This window comes from Streptomyces sp. NPDC016469 (assembly GCF_040632905.1).
Classification (GTDB): Bacteria; Actinomycetota; Actinomycetes; order Streptomycetales; family Streptomycetaceae; genus Streptomyces.
The window spans coordinates 139,780-154,837 of sequence record NZ_JBEYCQ010000014.1 but is presented as its reverse complement, the minus strand read 5'-3'; the positions used below and the strand labels follow the sequence as shown (position 1 = coordinate 154,837).

Sequence of the window (15,058 nt, the reverse complement as noted above, 5' to 3'; positions counted from 1 at the left end):
GCCGGACCCACCGGAGCCGGTATCAGCAGAGAACGTTGACCTGGTTGTCGTTCACCTGGCCCTCGACCGCGGCGGACACGGCGTTGAGCCGGGCCTGGATCGAGCCGAGGACCGCGACCTCGTCCGGGCTGAGGCCGTTGAAGATCTCGCGCTCGGAGTCCGACAGCAGGTCGACCGGGGTGCCGGCGCTGCGCAGGGCGTCGAGGGGTGCTTGCGACATGGGTCACTCCTTCGTGGAGACGGTCACGGGCTGGTGCAACGGCAAGGCTGCTCCGGCGCTCCCCGGCTTCACATCCCTCGATCGACTATGAATCCGGTGGGCGGGAGATCCCGCTCAAGGCGTTCTTGTCCGGAACATGACCCGCAGCTACTCTGACCCCGGGAGTGAGGAAATCCCCGTGCCGGCCCATGCTTTGCTCACCGAAATGAGGGGTAAAGGGTTTGACCAGGCGTGAAATTCTGATCGCTTCGCTCGTGGCCGCCGGCTCCTCGAACCGGGATATCGCCGAAGCTCTCTGCATCAGCCCGCACACGGTGGCGGCCCACTTATGCAACATGCTCCGAAGAACGGGCGCGTCCAACCGTACGGAAATGATTGCGCGGCTGTACGCCCAGGGTGTTCTGGTCCAGGGGATCTGGCCGCCGCTGCCCGCCGACGAGCGGAAGCGGCAGGAGGCTCCCGAGACCGTCGGCGCCCTGGCGGCAGCGGTCGCGGAGTGCTCGATCGGACCGGCCGGCGTCACGCTCGACTGGCCGCACTACGGGAACGAGGTACCGGTAGCCATGACCTTCGACGCCCTGCACGCACTACGTGAGGCCGGCCACCCGGTGGACCTGCTGGCGGTCGAGCAGCGCTCGGTCCTCTCGGGGCTCAGCGAGCACGAGGTCCAGGTCCTCAACTCCGTCAAGGAGCGGCTGGAAGCCGTGTCCGGTGAGGTGGAGGGACAGGACATCAAGCTCCTGTGAACGCGGCCGCGCGGTGCGGCGGCTGCCGGGCCGCGGTGCCGGACGGGGCCCGGTTCTGCCCCGAGTGCGGCACACCGGTGGTCGCGGGGGCGCCGTCGTCGGACAGCCGCAGAATCGTCACGGCGGTCTTCATCGACCTCGTCGGCTCGACCGTGCTGGCCGAGACCCTGGACCCCGAGGCGCTGCGGCGCACGATGGACCGGTACTACCGCGCCTGCACCACGGCGGTCACCGAACACGGCGGTGTGGTCGAGAAGTTCATCGGCGACGCGGTGATGGCCGTCTTCGGGGCGTTCGTCACCCATGAGGACGACGCGCTGCACGCGGTCCGGGCGGCCTGCGCCGTCCGCGAGTCCGTGGCGGCCATCGCGACCGGTCCCGGGGTGCGGCTGGACATCCACTGCGGGATCGCCTCGGGAGAGGCCGTGGTGGCGGGGGTGCTCGGCGGCGCGGCCCGGGTGGTCGGGGACGTCGTGCACACCGCCGCCCGCCTCCAGTCGCACGCCGGGCCGCACGAGATCCTGATCGGTGAGGAGACGGCCGGGCTGGTCGGCGGCCGGGTCCGCATGGAGGCCGTCGCACCGCTGCGGGTGAAGGGCAAGCGCGAACCGGTCGCCGCCTGGCGGGCCCTGTCGGTCGCCGAGGGCGCGAGCCAGGAGGATCTGGTGCCCCTCGTCGGGCGGGACGCCGACCTTGCCGCGCTGCTGCGTGAGTTCCAGGCGGTCCGCCGCGAGCGCCGCAGCCGTCCCGTCACGGTCACCGGTCCCCCGGGCATCGGGAAGTCCCGCCTGGTGCGGGAGTTCCTGGCGAGGCACGGCGCGGAGGGGGCCGTCGTGCTGCGGGCCGGCTGCCAGGCGTACGGTGCCGGGCTCGCCCACCGCCCGCTGGCCGACGCGGTCTGGTCGCTGCCCGGCGGCTGGGAGCAGGCGCGGAGCGCGCTGGAGGCGCTGCGCCCGAGCGCCGACCGCGCCGTCACCGCGCTCGCCGCGGCCCTGGGCATCCGCACCGGGGACGGGCTCCCGGTGAGCGTCGAGGAGATCGGATGGGCGTTCCGGCGGCTGCTGGAGGCCCTGGGCCGGGGCGCCGCCGTGATCCTGGTCCTGGAGGACTTCCAGTGGGCGCAGCCGACGCTCGCCGGCATGGTCGCCGATCTGTGCGAGGGGATCCGGGACGCGGAGGTGCTGGTCGTCAGGGTGGCCAGGAACGAGGCCGCGGCACCGTCCGGCGGGGACCTCGTGCTGCACCTCGACCCGCTGCCCCGCGCCCACACCGAGCGGCTGGTGGGGCTGCTCGCGGACCGGGCGGAGGTCGCGGCGCAGGAGGCGGTCGCCACCGTCGACGAGCTGGCCCGGGTCGTCCGGGAGTGCGACGGCAATCCGCTGTTCGCCGAACTGCTGCTGGAGAACCGGTCCGGTCCCCGGTCGGTGGACCAGGGTGTCCCCACGTCGATCCGGGTCCTGCTGACCGCCTGGCTGGACCGGCTGCCGGCCACCGACCGGGCCGTGCTCGAACGGGCCGCGGGGGTGGGCGGGTCGTTCACGGCCGGCGACGTGCGCGCGCTCGCCGAGGACGAACCGGCCCTGGCCGGCGGGGCGTTGGACGACGCGCTGAACCGGCTCCTGCGCTCCCGGGTGATCCACCTGTACGGGCCGCCCGGCGCCTACCGGTTCACCCGCGTCCTTGCCCGGGACACCCTGTACGAGATGACCTCGAAGGCCCGGCGCGCGGCCTGGCACACCGTGCTCGCCGACCGGCTCGACGGGCGGGCGCCGCGCCCGGCCGCGGAGGGCGACCTCGCGCACCACCTGGAGTCCGCGTGCCGGCTGCTGTCCGAGGCGGACCCGGGTGACCCGGGGCTGCCCGCGCTGACCGGCCGCGCGGCCCGCGCCCTGGTGGCCACCGGCTATCGGGCGCTGCACCGCCGTGACCTGCCCGCCGCCGTCTCCCTGATGGAGCGCGGCCGCGGCCTCACCCCGGACGGCGATCCCCAGCACCGGGTGCTGGCCGCCCGCATCACCGACGCGTATGCGGCTCTGGGCCGTTGGGACAGCGCCCGGCGGGCCGTGGCCGAGGCGGAGCGCAGGAGCGCCGACGACGTCCCGACCCGGGACACCTGCGCCATCCTGCGGCAGCTGATCGCCCTGCGCTCGGGCGGCCCGGTGCCCGCCGGCGTCCCGTACGGGCCGGGCACCGGGGCTGCCGCGCCCGGTGCGGCGGACGACCTGAGCTGGTGCAGGCTGCATCAGCTGTCCTCGCTGCGGAGCTTCGCCGAGGGCCGGACCGGCGCGGCGGAGAGCGCCATGCGCGACGCGCTCTCCCGGGCGCACGGCCTCGGCGACCCTTATGAGGGGAACCGCATCCTGGCGTCGATCTGCGAGCTGACGCAGTGGTCGCCCACCCCGCTCGGCCAGGCCATCGCGCTCTGCGAGGACCTGGTCCGGCGGTTCGACGGCGACCGGAGTCTGCTGGTGCCGGTCCTGCTGACCCGGGCGCGGCACCTGGCCCTGTCGGACCGGGTGGACGCGGCCCGCGAGGACATCGCGCTGGTCCGCGTCCACTGCGACGACCTCGCGCTGGCCCTCGGCACCCTGGCGGCCGACCAGACGGCGGGGTTCGTGGAGTCCCTGGCCGGCGCGCACCCGGCGGCCGCCGGCCATTACGCGGCGGCGGCGGACGGGCTCGCCGCACTGGGGCAGACCCGGACCGCGGCCACCCTGCGGCTGTACGCGGCCCGTGAGCGGTTCCGGGCCGGGACCGACGGCCTCCTCGACGCGCCCGAACTCACCGAGCCGCCCGCGGACCCGCCGGCGGAGACGCGTACCCGGGCCGTCCGGCTGGTCCTGCGGGCGCGGGTGCGGGCGCGGGCCGGGGCGTACGGGGAGGCGGTCGGGGACGCCGAGCGCGCCACCGCCGCCGTGGACGGCACCGACGACCCGTGCCTCATCGGTGACGTCTGGTCCGAGGCGGCCCGGGTGCTGGACGCCGTGGGCGAACCGGTGCGTGCCCGGCGCGCGGCCGGGCGCGCGCTGGCCGCGCTGACGGCGAAGGAGGCCGTACTCCCCGCCCGGACGGTGCGGGCGTGGCTGGCCGAGCTGGAGGAGAAGTGATGAGCGATCCGCCCTGGAGACGGCCTCCGAGGGCCTACACCCCGGGCGTCCCGGCCTGGGGGGCGACCCGGGAGCAGACGGCGGAGGGGTTCTCGTCCGTCCCCATGGAGTCGGTCTCGCCCGAGTGGGCCTGGGGCGGCGCCGACGGTTCCGGGGTCCGGGTGTGCGTCGTGGACAGCGGGGTCGAGGGCGGTCATCCGATGGTCGGCCCGGTCGACCTCGCCGTGACGGCCGTGCCGGACGAGGGCGGCGAGGTGCGGATGCTGCCGTGCGAGGCCACCGACCGCGCCGGACACGGCACCGCCTGCGCCGGGGTGATCCGGTCCGTCGCGCCCGGGGTCTCGGTCTCGTCCGTCCAGGTGCTGACCGACGGGAAGACCGGCAGCGGCCCGGCCCTCATCGCCGGTCTCTCATGGGCCATCGAGCAGAACTTCGACGTCATCAACCTGAGTCTGGCGACGACCCGGCCCGCCCTGACCGCTCAGCTCCACGAGCTCGCCGACCGGGCCTACTTCCGCCGGTGCGCGCTCGTCGTCTCCGCGCACAACCGGCCGGTGCCCAGCTATCCCTGGTCGTTCTCCTCGGTGATCTCCGTCGCGAGCCACGACGAGGACGACCCGATGACGTACTACTACAACCCCTCGCCGCCCGTGGAGTTCCACGCGCGCGGGGTGCGTGTGCCCGTGGCGTGGCCCGGTGGCGGCACCATCCGCTCGACCGGCAACAGCTTCGCCGCGCCGCACATCTCGGGCCTGTGCGCGCTGATCCTCGGCAAGCACCCCTGGCTCACGCCGTTCCAGCTGAAGACGGTGCTGTTCCTCTGCGCCGGGAACACCACCGGTCGACTTGGAGGTGCGCATGACGAAACCCGTTGACGCCGCGACGCCCGTGGAGCGCCGCCTGCTGCAGTCCGTCGTGGAAGTCGCGCGCCACGCCTTCGGCGCGGCGGCCTCCTCGATCTTCCTCATCGATCCGGAGACCGGCGACCTGGTCTTCGAGGCCGTGGCCGGTGAGGGCGACGGCCAGTTGGTCGGTACGCGGTTCCCGGCGGGGACCGGCATCGCGGGCTGGGTCGCCGCCTCCGGTCAGTCGATGCTCGTGGACGACCTGCGCGAGTCGCGGCACTTCTCGGGCGAGGCCGCCGCCTCCACCGGGTACGTGCCCGACAGCATCATGGCCGCGCCGCTGTTCGGCGACGACGAGTGCGTCGGGGTCCTGGAGGTGCTGGACCGGGGAGCGGGCGGCGTACGGGAGATGGCCGACGTCGAGCTGCTCGGCCTGCTCGCCGACCAGGCCGCGATCGGCCTGGAACTCCTCACCCGGCTGCGCGCCGCCGAACCCACCAACCGTTCCGACAAGGCGCTGCGGCTCCTGGAAATGGCGGAATCGCTGCTGGCCCCGACCCATGGCTGAGCGCTGCGTCCTGCTCCTCAGCAGACGCGGCGACGGCGAGGCCACCGAGGCGGCCGCCCTGCTGCGGCGGATCGGTGTGCCGGTGCACCGGCTCGACGCGGACCGCCTGGCGGACGTCCGGGCGGTCCACGGGCCGGACGGCGTACTGACCCTGGACGGGCACCGGTTCACCCCCACGGTGACCTGGCTGCGCCACTTCTCGCTGCGGGCCGCGCCCCTGGCCGGGGCGGCCGGCGGGCGGATGGTCTACCGGGACGCGTGGGCCGCGCTGGCCCAGCAGCTGGCCCTCGCCTCCCCGGCCGCCATCGGCGCGGCCGACCCGGGGCAGCTGGTGCAGCGGGACCGGGCGCGGGCACTCGGCGTGCGCGTTCCGCGCGGGCTGGTCACCACCGACCCCGCGGACGCGGCCGGGCTGCTCCCCGCCGAGCGGTACGTACTCAAGGTGCTCGACCGGCACTACGTGGAGCCGGCGCCCGGCCGGCTCGCCTGGTACCTGCCGCGCGTCCTGGACCGCGACCGGCTCGCCGGCGTGCCGGGGCTCCCCCGCGGCACACCGGTGGTGGTCCAGGAGTACGTCGAGCACGACGCGGAGTACCGGGTCTACCTCGCCGGGGACGAACTGCACGCCTTCGAGGTGGCCAAGGAGCAGCCCGAGGACATCTGGACCCGCCCCGACGAGGTGCGGGTACGGCGGGTCCGGCCTCCGGACGCCGTGGCGTCGGCGGCGCGCGCCCTGGCCGGGGATTCCGGCGCCGTCTACGGGGCGTTCGACTTCCTCTGGGCCAACGAGGAGCCCGTGTTCCTGGAGATGAACGCCCACGGCGACTGGCACTGGTTCGAGCGCAAGGCCGGTACCGACGTGGTGACCCGGGCCGTCGTACGGACCGTGCGGGACCTCCACCGGACCGCCGTCGGCGACGCCCGCCCGGCGGCCGTCAGCCTGCTCGCCTTTCTGGGGGCGGGCCGGGGCGGCTGAGTCAGCGGACCGGGGTGGGCAGCGCCCGCTCCGCGACGGCGAGCACCGCGCGCAGGGCGGCCGACGGGTTGTCCGTCCGCCAGGCGAGCGCCGGCTGCCGCCGGATCGGCGGCCCGGCCAACGGGCGGTAGACGAGGCCGCTGAGCTGGATGTGCTGGACCGAGGTGACGGTCAGCGTCACCCCGACACCCGCCGCCACCAGCGCCAGGATGGTGTACGAGTCCGGCGCCTCCTGCACCACGCGCGGGGTGAACCCGGCCGCCTCGCACGCCTCGGTCATCGCGTCCCGCACGGTGGAGCCGGTGTTGGCGGGGAACGCGACGAACGGCTCCCCGGCCAGCGCGTCCAGCGGGATCTCGGAGCGGCCGGCGAGCGGGTGGTCGAGGGGCAGCGCGCACACCAGCTCCTCCTCGTCGATCACCCGGCAGCTGACGCCCGGCCGTGTCACCGGCAGCCGGACGAATCCCAGGTCGAGCGAGCCGTCCGCGACCCGGGCGAGCGCCACGTCGGCGTAGGTCTGGCCGGTCATGACGAGCTCGATGCCCGGGTGGGCGGCCCGCACCGCCCGGGTCAGCAAAGGCAGCGTCTCGTGGCTGGAGGCGCCCGCGAAGCCGATGCGGACCCTCCCGTACGCGCCCTGTCCGGCCGCCCTGGCGGCCCGTACCGCCGTGTCCAGGTCGTCCAGCACGGTCCGCACCGGCTGGAGGAAGGACTCCCCCGCGCTGGTGAGCCGCACCGAGCGGGTGTTGCGTTCGAAGAGCTGGACGCCGAGCTCCTTCTCCAGGCGGCGGATCTGCTGACTCAGCGGCGGCTGCGCCATCCGGAGCCGTTTGGCGGCGCGGCCGAAGTGCAGTTCCTCCGCCACGGCGAGGAACGCGGCGAGGTGGCGCAGCTCCATGCCGCCTCCCTCCCCGGGTCCGCCCGCGTCATTGATTCCTCCGGCGTCTCGGTCCGAGCCTAATTCGGTATTGGACGGCGATCAAAGCCGCTGAAAGCGTCGGCAGCGCGGGCACCCGGCCCGCCCCAGTGAGAGGACCGTGACCCGCATGCGTATCAGGATCGTCGGCGCCGGAGCCATGGGCCGTGGCATCGCCCAGTGGGCGGCCTCGGCCGGACACACCGTCGAGCTGTGCGACGTACGCGCCGAGGCGGTGGCGGACGCCGTCGCCTTCGTACGCTCCATGCTGGACCGGGCCGTGGCCAAGGGGCGGATGGCTGCGGCGGACGCGGAGTCGGCGGCCGGGCGGCTGGTCCCGCTGGACGATCCGTGGGCGGCGGGCCCCGACGTGGAGCTGGTGATCGAGGCCGTTCGCGAGGACCTGGCGACGAAGACCGAGGTGTTCGGCCGGCTGGAGCAGGCGCTGCCCGGGTCCGCCGTGTTCGCCACCAACACCTCCTCGCTGTCGGTGACCCGGATCGCCGCCGCACTGAAGGACCCGACACGCCTGGCCGGGCTGCACTTCTTCAACCCGGTGCCGCTGATGCGGATCGTGGAGGTGGTGCCCGGCGCGGCGACCCGGCCGGAGATCCCGCCGCTGCTCACCTCGCTCGTGGAGGGCTGCGGCCACCGCGCGGTGACGGTCGCGGACACCCCGGGCTTCCTCATCAACCACGCCGGGCGCGGCCTGGTGACGGAGGCGCTGGCGCTGCTGGAGGAGAGCGTCGGGGAGCCCGCGGACATCGACCGGATCGCGCGCGATGTGCTGGGGCTGCGGATGGGCCCGTTCGAGCTGATGGACCTCACCGGGCTCGATGTGACCGCCGCCGTCATCGACTCGATCTGGGAGGGCTTCCGTTACGAGGACCGGCTCCGCCCCTCCTTCCTCACCCCGAACCGGGTGGCGGCCGGGCTGCACGGCCGCAAGACCGGTCGCGGCTGGTACGCGTACGGCCCCGGGGCCGCCGGCCCCGCGCCGGAGCCGCCGGTCACCGGGGACGCGGGCCGACCGGTGCACGTCTTCGCGCCGGACCCCGCCCGGGAGGCCGAAGCCACCGCGCTCCGCGAGGCGCTGGCCTCGGCGGGCGCCGCCGTGGAGCACGGGGAGCGGCCGTCCGGCGCGGCGGTCGTCCTGGTCCCGGTCTGGGGCACCCCGGTCGCCTCGGCGGTCGCCGCGCACGGGCTGCCCGCCGGGCGCACCTTCGGCGTCGACCCGCTGCCCGCGGCGGGGCGGCGGCGCGTGCTCGCGGTGACCCCGGCGGCCGACGCGGCGGCGGCGCGGGACGCCCGCGCGGTGCTGGCCCGGGCGGCGGACGGCGGGGAGCCGTTCGCGGTGTCGGTGGTACGGGACACGGCGGGCTCGGTGGCGCAGCGGCTGCTGGCCTCCATCGTGTCGGTCGCGGCGTCCATCGCGGAGCGCGCGCTCGCCGCCCCGGCCGACATCGACGTGGCCGTCACGACGGGCCTCGGCTACCCGGTGGGCCCGCTGGCGTGGGGCGACCGGGTCGGCGCGGTCCGGATGCTGGAGCTGCACCGGGCGCTGCACGCGTCGACGGGCGACCCGCGCCACCGCCCGACGCGCTGGGTCACGGAGCGCGCGGCGCTGGGGCTGGCGCTGACGGACCCGGGGACGTCGCCGGGGGATGTGCTCGGGGCGCCGTGACCGATTCGTACAAGACGGCGGGCCGCGGGCCCGCCTACGTTCGGTCCATGACTCCACGACTCGACGCTGTCGGCATCACCGCCGCCGATCTCCCCGCATCCCTCGCCTTCTACCGCCGGCTGGGGCTCGACATCCCGGACGGTGCGGAGTCCGCGCCCCATGTGGAGGTGACCCTGCCGGGCGGCGGGCGCCTGATGTGGGACACGGAGGACGTGGTCCGCTCCTTCGACCCCGACTGGAACCCGCCGGCCGGCGGGGACCGCCTCGGGCTCGCCTTCCTGTGCGACAGCCCGGCGGAGGTCGACGCGGTCTACGAGGACCTGACCGGCGCCGGCTACCGGGGCCATCTGAAGCCCTGGGACGCGGTGTGGGGGCAGCGGTACGCCGTCGTCCTCGACCCGGACGGCTGCGCGGTCTCGCTGTTCGCCCCCTCGGAAGCCTAGGAACGGCCGAAGTACGCGGTCAGGGTGGTGCCGGCCAGGTCGCGCATGTCCCGCGCCAGATGGGCCTGGTCGGCGCAGCCCGCCGCGAGTGCCGCTTCGGCGTACGGCAGCCCGGAGCGCACGAGGGCCAGGGCGCGCTGGAGGCGCAGCACCCGGGCCAGCGTCTTGGGCCCGTAGCCGAAGGCGGTCAGCGAGCGCCGGTGCAGCTGGCGGGGGCCGAGCCCGGCGCTCCGGGCGGCCTCGGCGACGCTGCCGCCCGCCTCCAGCCGCGCGGCGACCGCGCGCATGACCGGGTCCGGGGGCTCGGTGCGGGACGCCCGGTCCAGGGCGATGTCCTCCAGTGCGGCGGCCGGGTCCGCCGCTTCGGCGAGGCGTTCGGTGAGGCGGCGGACCGCGGCCCCGGGCCACAGCGCCGCGAGCGGGACCCGGAGATCGCGCAGCTCGTCGGCGGGGACGCCCAGCAGGGCGGGGGCGGCACCGGGGGCGAAGCGGATGCCGGACCAGTTGCCGCCGGTTCCGGTGGAGCGCGCGGTGTGGGTGTCGGGCCCGGCGACGAGCAGCCGGTCCCCGTTCCACAGCAGGTCCATGCAGCCGTCGGGCAGCACCGGATGGGCGGTGCCCGGCTCGACGGTCAGGGCCCACACCCGTGCGCCGTCGAGCCCCGACGCGCGCTCTGTGTAGCTGTCGCCCATGCCACTAGTGTCGTCCACGGACACGGCAGCGTACGTATCGGCTACGGGGGCGGTCATGGCGGCACTGATGGAGTTCACCACGGACAACGGGGCGACGGTGACCGTGGAGGTCGACCGTCACGCGCCGGGGGCGCAGTTGGTGTCGCGGGACGGGCAGCACGCCCTGGCGCGCGCGGGGCGCACGTTCGACAGCGCCCTTGAGGGCATCCGGTCGGCGGCCGAGTCGGCGCTCGCCGTGTTCCGGGACGGGCGGCTGCAGCCGGACGGGGTGGAGCTGGAGTTCGGCGTGAAGATCACCTCGGAGGCGGGCGCGGTGATCGCGAAGAGCGCGCTGGAGGGGCACCTCACGGTGAAACTGTCCTGGTCGCCGGGGTCGCAGGGCACGACGGCCGCCGACTGAGCGCTCACTCGTCGTACGGGTTCGACCGGTCGGCGTCCTTCTCGCGGCCGGGCTTCTGTAGCCGGGACTTCACGTCGTCCGGCGGCAGGAACCGCGACCAGCGCTCGGGGAACTCGGAGGGCATGTACGGGCTGTCGCCCTCGTCGCCGTCGCCGTCGTCCTCGTCGTCGTCCTCGTCGGGCAGCGGGCCGCCGTGCCAGCTCTCCGCCTGGGTGCGGGCCACGAACTCGGCGGCCTGGGCGGCGCGCACCCGGTCGTTGGCGGCGCGGGCGGCGGCCGTCGCCACCGAGGGCCAGACCCGGTCGATGGCCGCGTTGACGGCGGCGCCGACCAGCACCGCGAAGGCGGAGACGCCGATCCACAGCAGCACCGCGATGGGGGCGGCCAGCGATCCGTAGATCGTGGGGCCCTCGACCGTACTGGTCAGGTAGATCCGGAGCAGGAAGCTGCCGAGCACCCACATCGCCAGGGCCACCAGGGCGCCCGGCGTGTCCTCGATCCACGGCGAACGGACCGGCACGGACACGTGGTAGAGGGTGGTGAGGAAGGCGACCGAGAGCACGATGACGAGCGGCCAGTACAGGACGCTTATGACCTCGGTGCCCCACGGTATGAGCTCCACGACCCGGTCCGGGCCCACCACGAGCAGCGGCAGCACGACCGCACCGAGCAGGAGCGCCACCACGTACAGCAGGAAGGCGAGCATCCGGGTCTTGACGATGCCGCGCTGGCCGTCGAGCCCGTACATGACGGTGATCGTGTCGATGAAGACGTTGACCGCGCGGGAGCCGGACCACAGGGCGATCGCGAAGCCGATGGAGATGACGTCGGGCCGGGCCCCGGTCGTGACGTCGGCCAGGAGCGGCTTGGCGAAGTCGTTGACGCCGCGCTCGGAGAGCACGGTGTGGGCCGCGCTGAGGATGTTGCGCTCGATGGACGCGACCGTGGCGGTGCTGGTCCACTCGTCCACGTAACCGAGCAGGCCGATGAGGCCGAGGAGCAGCGGGGGCAGGGACAGCAGGGTGAAGAACGCGGCCTCGGCGGCGAGTCCGAGGATGCGGTACTCCATGCACGAGTTGACCGTGTCCTTGAGCAGCTGCCAGGCGAGCTGCCGCTTGGAGACGTTGCGGTAGAGCACTCGGGCCCGGTGGAGCCGGCCCGGTGGCCGCTCGGGTGTTTCGTCTGCTGCCTGCACGTCCTTACCGTATCGGCATGGCGACCACCACCCACACCGTGTCCAACCAGCCCCCTCCCCTGCTCGGCCATGACGTCTTCGGCGCGGACCGGGCGCTCGGCGAGGCCGTGGAACGTCATCTTCCGCCCGAGGTCCTGGACGAGGCCCGCGAGGGGCTCACCGCGCTCGGCCGGTCGGCCGGCTCCGCGCAGGCCGCGTCCTGGGGCGCCGAGGCGAACGCGTACCCGCCGAGGCTGCGCACCCATGACCGCTACGGGCACCGGATCGACGAGGTCGACTTCCACCCGGCCTGGCACCGGCTGCTCGGGCACGCCGTGGGCGCGGGTCTGACCGGCGCCTGGGACCGGCCGGGCGGACATGTCCGCCGGGCGGCGGGCTTCCTCGTGTGGACGCAGGCGGAGGCGGGCCACGGCTGCCCGCTCTCCATGACGCACGCGGCGGTGCCGGCCCTGCGCACCGAGCCGGAGGTGGCCGCCGAGTGGGAGCCCTTGCTGACCTCGCGGGTGTACGAGGAGGGGCTGCGCCCGCCCGGGCTGAAGGCCGGGGCGCTGCTCGGGATGGGCATGACGGAGAAGCAGGGCGGCTCGGACGTACGGGCGAACACCACGCGGGCCGAGCCGCTGTCCGAGGACGGCGGGTACGTGCTGACCGGGCACAAGTGGTTCTGCTCGGCGCCGATGTCCGACGGCTTCCTGGTCCTCGCTCAGGCGCCGGACGGGCTGACCTGCTTCCTGCTGCCCCGGGTCCTGCCGGACGGCACCCGCAACCCGTTCGCGATCCAGCGGCTCAAGGACAAGCTGGGCAACCGGTCCAACGCCTCGGCGGAGGTCGAGTTCGACGGGACGTGGGCGCGGCGGATCGGTGAGGAGGGGCAGGGCGTCCGCACGATCATGGGGATGGTGGCGGCGACCCGGCTGGACTGCGTGACCGGTTCGGCGGCGCTGATGCGGCAGGCGGTGGCCCAGGCGGTCCACCACACGACGCACCGGTCCGCGTTCGGCGGCCCGCTCGTGGACAAACCGCTGATGCGCAACGTACTGGCCGATCTGGCGGTGGAGTCGGAGGCGGCGACCGTGCTGGCGATGCGGCTGGCGGCGGCGTACGACGACGACGGCGAGAGCGAGGCGGCGTTCCTGCGGATCGCGGTGCCGGCAGCGAAGTACTGGGTGACCAAGCGGTGTACGCCGCTGGTGGGCGAGGCGCTGGAGTGCCTGGGCGGCAACGGCTACGTGGAGGAGTCGGGGATGCCCCGGCTGCTGCGGGAGGCGCCGCTCAACTCGGTCTGGGAGGGCTCCGGGAACGTGCAGGCGCTGGACGTGCTGCGGGTGCTGCGGCGCGAACCGCTCGCGCTGAACGCGTTCCTCCAGGAGGTCGGGCGGGCCCGGGGCGCCGATCACCGGCTGGACGCGGCGATCCGGGACATGCTGACGGAGCTGGCCGACCTGGCGGGGATCGAGGCGCGGGCGCGCCGGGTCGTGGAGCGCATCGCGCTGGTGCTCCAGGGCTCGCTGCTGGTGCGCTGGGCGCCGCCCGAGGTGGCCGACGCCTTCTGCGCTTCGCGCCTGGGCGGGGACGGGGGCGCGGCGTTCGGGACCCTTCCGCACACCCTGGATCTGGCGTCGGTCGTGGCCCGGGCCCGGCCGGTGGAGCACTGACCGGGTGCAGCGACGGGGGGTGGTGCTGCGCCGACACGGCACCACCCCCCATGCTGTACACACCGCACGTGAGGGCCGGGGGCCCCGCGGTGCGGTGTGCCCGCCACTCTTGTACGGTCCGGGGACCCTCGCCAGAGTTGCAGAGGGTTGCAACCATTGTGTGGAGTTGCGGTATCGCGGCCCGGGCGGCGGCAGGATGGGGGCGCGGCCCGCGCACCGGGCCGGCACTGGGTGAGGGGGAACCGGCGTGGAGACGACTTCGGCCGACGCGATGCGGCCGGCCGCTCAGGAGAGCGCGCAGGCCAGGCGGCTGGTGCACCGGTCCCGTGAGGCGCGGATGGCGGGCGACCGCATGCCCGCCGTGCCCCGGGCGGAGATCGGCGCTTCCTGGGACCGGGTGCTGCGCAGCGGCCTCGATCCCGAGCAGCCGACGCACAGCAGGCTGCTGGAGGCGGACGAGATCGAGCACCGGCGCCGCAGCTCCGCGCTGGGCGAGGTGATGCCGCTGCTCAGCGACGGGCTGACGAGCATCGCGGACGCCTCGCAGCAGATCATGGTCGTCACCGATATGGAGGGCCGGGTCCTGTGGCGCGAGGGCAACACGGGGGTGCTGCGCCGGGCCGACGACATCTGCCTCGCGGAGGGCGCGGCGTGGTCCGAGGAGATCACCGGCACCAACGCGATCGGTACCGCGCTCGCGGCCCGCGCCCCGGTGCAGGTGCACTCGGCGGAGCACTTCGTGCGCAGTCTGCACGGCTGGACGTGCGCGGCGGCCCCGGTGCGCGATCCCCGGGACGGCCGGCTGATGGGGATCGTGGACATCAGCGGGCCCGCGTCCACGTTCCACCCGACGACGCTGGCCCTGGTGCGGTCGGTGGCCCGGCTGGCGGAGAGCGAGATCCGGGTGCGCCACCTGGAGGCGGTGGACCGGCTGCGCGCGGTGGCCGCCCCGGTCCTGAGCCGGCTCGGCGGCCGTGCGGTGGCGGTGGACGGCCACGGCTGGACGGCGGCGGTGACGGGGATGCCCCCGGTGGACCGGCTGCCGCTGCCGAAGTCGCTGGGGCCGGGCCGGGTGTGGCTGCCGTCGCTGGGGATGTGCCGGGTGGAGCCGCTGCCGGGCGGCTGGCTGGTGCAGGTCGCGGACGGGGCGATGGACAGCCCGCCGCGCCGGGTGGTCCTCGATCTGAGCCGGCCGCGTGGGCTCGCGGTGAACGTGGTGAGCCCGGTGGGCACCTGGACCCAGCGGCTCTCCCCGCGCCACGCCGAGCTGCTGTACGCGCTGGCGCTGCACCGCGAGGGGCGTACGGCCTCCGAGCTGGCGCAGGACCTGTTCGGCGACGCGACCAGGACGGTGACGGTCCGGGCGGAGATATCGCGGCTGCGGCGCCATCTGGCCGAGGTGCTGGCGCACCGCCCGTACCGCTTCGGCGAGGGCGTGGAGGTGGAGGTGGTCCACCCGGAGCACCCGGCCGATCTGCTGCCGCGCTCGCAGGCCCCGGTGGTGGCGGCGGCGCGGGCGGCGCGTGAGCGGGAGGGGCCGGGGGCGCGGTGACGAGGCCCCGGTGACCAGGGGCGGGGTTCGCGAGAGGCCCCGGTGACCAGGGGCCGGGT

At 74.9% G+C, this 15,058-nt stretch carries 14 protein-coding genes and 1 pseudogene; 11 read left to right on the top strand and 4 right to left on the bottom strand.

The features are described 5' to 3' along the window. Positions 1–22: 22 nt before the first annotated feature. Positions 23–220, bottom strand: coding sequence for an aroma-sacti cluster domain-containing protein (locus ABZ565_RS18290; protein ID WP_018100617.1), 198 nt, complete (start codon positions 218–220; stop codon positions 23–25). A gap of 221 nt (positions 221–441) precedes the next feature. Between ABZ565_RS18290 and ABZ565_RS18285 the strand changes: the two are divergent. The 6 genes and pseudogenes from ABZ565_RS18285 to ABZ565_RS18260 form a co-directional block, all read left to right on the top strand. Next, a pseudogene (locus ABZ565_RS18285) lies at positions 442–588 on the top strand (helix-turn-helix transcriptional regulator); the annotation flags it as partial. A 3-nt stretch (positions 589–591) separates the two neighbouring features. Continuing rightward, a complete protein-coding gene (locus ABZ565_RS18280) occupies positions 592–966 on the top strand; it encodes an aroma-sacti cluster domain-containing protein (RefSeq protein WP_361027518.1) in 375 nt (124 codons plus the stop codon). Continuing rightward, positions 963–4,073: an AAA family ATPase gene (locus tag ABZ565_RS18275; RefSeq protein ID WP_361027370.1), complete on the top strand. Its 3,111-nt coding sequence runs from the start codon at positions 963–965 to the stop codon at positions 4,071–4,073. Before ABZ565_RS18280 ends, ABZ565_RS18275 begins: the two co-directional genes overlap by 4 nt. Then, positions 4,073–4,948 carry a S8 family serine peptidase gene (locus tag ABZ565_RS18270; protein ID WP_361027367.1) on the top strand — a complete coding sequence of 292 codons (876 nt, stop codon included), beginning with the start codon at positions 4,073–4,075 and terminating at the stop codon, positions 4,946–4,948. The genes ABZ565_RS18275 and ABZ565_RS18270 overlap by 1 nt, the downstream gene beginning before the upstream one ends. Next, positions 4,932–5,486, top strand: coding sequence for a GAF domain-containing protein (locus ABZ565_RS18265; RefSeq protein WP_361027364.1), 555 nt, complete (start codon positions 4,932–4,934; stop codon positions 5,484–5,486). The genes ABZ565_RS18270 and ABZ565_RS18265 overlap by 17 nt, the downstream gene beginning before the upstream one ends. Further along, the gene (locus ABZ565_RS18260) at positions 5,479–6,462 is read left to right on the top strand and encodes a hypothetical protein (protein WP_361027361.1); all 984 of its coding nucleotides are present in this window, start codon (positions 5,479–5,481) and stop codon (positions 6,460–6,462) included. Before ABZ565_RS18265 ends, ABZ565_RS18260 begins: the two co-directional genes overlap by 8 nt. A 1-nt stretch (position 6,463) precedes the next feature. Here ABZ565_RS18260 and ABZ565_RS18255 read toward each other — a convergent pair whose 3' ends face one another. Then, positions 6,464–7,360, bottom strand: coding sequence for a LysR family transcriptional regulator (locus ABZ565_RS18255; RefSeq protein WP_361027358.1), 897 nt, complete (start codon positions 7,358–7,360; stop codon positions 6,464–6,466). A gap of 148 nt (positions 7,361–7,508) precedes the next feature. On the opposite strand from ABZ565_RS18255, the gene ABZ565_RS18250 reads away from it, so the two are divergent. Next, positions 7,509–9,062, top strand: coding sequence for a 3-hydroxyacyl-CoA dehydrogenase (locus ABZ565_RS18250; RefSeq protein WP_361027355.1), 1,554 nt, complete (start codon positions 7,509–7,511; stop codon positions 9,060–9,062). 47 nt (positions 9,063–9,109) lie between these two features. Next, positions 9,110–9,505, top strand: a complete 396-nt coding sequence (locus tag ABZ565_RS18245; RefSeq protein ID WP_361027352.1) for a VOC family protein — start codon at positions 9,110–9,112, stop codon at positions 9,503–9,505. Here ABZ565_RS18245 and ABZ565_RS18240 read toward each other — a convergent pair. Then, positions 9,502–10,197 (bottom strand): helix-turn-helix domain-containing protein, encoded by a 696-nt coding sequence (locus tag ABZ565_RS18240; RefSeq protein ID WP_361027515.1) that lies wholly within the window; start codon positions 10,195–10,197, stop codon positions 9,502–9,504. The two genes, ABZ565_RS18245 and ABZ565_RS18240, sit on opposite strands and share 4 nt — an antisense overlap. Positions 10,198–10,252: 55 nt before the next feature. Here ABZ565_RS18240 and ABZ565_RS18235 point away from each other — a divergent pair, with 55 nt between their 5' ends. Further along, the gene (locus ABZ565_RS18235) at positions 10,253–10,597 is read left to right on the top strand and encodes a CU044_2847 family protein (protein ID WP_361027349.1); all 345 of its coding nucleotides are present in this window, start codon (positions 10,253–10,255) and stop codon (positions 10,595–10,597) included. 4 nt (positions 10,598–10,601) lie between these two features. Here ABZ565_RS18235 and ABZ565_RS18230 read toward each other — a convergent pair whose 3' ends face one another. After that, complete coding sequence (locus ABZ565_RS18230) at positions 10,602–11,735, bottom strand: YihY/virulence factor BrkB family protein (RefSeq protein WP_361027512.1); 1,134 nt, start codon at positions 11,733–11,735, stop codon at positions 10,602–10,604. 74 nt (positions 11,736–11,809) lie between these two features. Between ABZ565_RS18230 and ABZ565_RS18225 the strand changes: the two genes are divergently transcribed. Both ABZ565_RS18225 and ABZ565_RS18220 read left to right on the top strand, forming a co-directional pair. Next, positions 11,810–13,447, top strand: coding sequence for an acyl-CoA dehydrogenase family protein (locus ABZ565_RS18225; RefSeq protein WP_361027346.1), 1,638 nt, complete (start codon positions 11,810–11,812; stop codon positions 13,445–13,447). A 271-nt stretch (positions 13,448–13,718) separates the two neighbouring features. Next, positions 13,719–14,999 carry a GAF domain-containing protein gene (locus tag ABZ565_RS18220; protein WP_361027509.1) on the top strand — a complete coding sequence of 427 codons (1,281 nt, stop codon included), beginning with the start codon at positions 13,719–13,721 and terminating at the stop codon, positions 14,997–14,999. Positions 15,000–15,058: the final 59 nt, after the last annotated feature.

Excerpts from the sequence above, each read along its gene's own strand:
- ABZ565_RS18290 (WP_018100617.1), bottom strand. The coding sequence starts at position 220 with ATGTCGCAAGCACCCCTCGACGCCCTGCGCAGCGCCGGCACCCCGGTC.
- ABZ565_RS18280 (WP_361027518.1), top strand. The coding sequence starts at position 592 with ATGATTGCGCGGCTGTACGCCCAGGGTGTTCTGGTCCAGGGGATCTGG.
- ABZ565_RS18270 (WP_361027367.1), top strand. The coding sequence starts at position 4,073 with ATGAGCGATCCGCCCTGGAGACGGCCTCCGAGGGCCTACACCCCGGGC.
- ABZ565_RS18265 (WP_361027364.1), top strand. The coding sequence starts at position 4,932 with ATGACGAAACCCGTTGACGCCGCGACGCCCGTGGAGCGCCGCCTGCTG.
- ABZ565_RS18260 (WP_361027361.1), top strand. The coding sequence starts at position 5,479 with ATGGCTGAGCGCTGCGTCCTGCTCCTCAGCAGACGCGGCGACGGCGAG.
- ABZ565_RS18255 (WP_361027358.1), bottom strand. The coding sequence starts at position 7,360 with ATGGAGCTGCGCCACCTCGCCGCGTTCCTCGCCGTGGCGGAGGAACTG.
- ABZ565_RS18250 (WP_361027355.1), top strand. The coding sequence starts at position 7,509 with ATGCGTATCAGGATCGTCGGCGCCGGAGCCATGGGCCGTGGCATCGCC.
- ABZ565_RS18245 (WP_361027352.1), top strand. The coding sequence starts at position 9,110 with ATGACTCCACGACTCGACGCTGTCGGCATCACCGCCGCCGATCTCCCC.
- ABZ565_RS18240 (WP_361027515.1), bottom strand. The coding sequence starts at position 10,197 with ATGGGCGACAGCTACACAGAGCGCGCGTCGGGGCTCGACGGCGCACGG.
- ABZ565_RS18235 (WP_361027349.1), top strand. The coding sequence starts at position 10,253 with ATGGCGGCACTGATGGAGTTCACCACGGACAACGGGGCGACGGTGACC.
- ABZ565_RS18225 (WP_361027346.1), top strand. The coding sequence starts at position 11,810 with ATGGCGACCACCACCCACACCGTGTCCAACCAGCCCCCTCCCCTGCTC.
- ABZ565_RS18220 (WP_361027509.1), top strand. The coding sequence starts at position 13,719 with ATGCGGCCGGCCGCTCAGGAGAGCGCGCAGGCCAGGCGGCTGGTGCAC.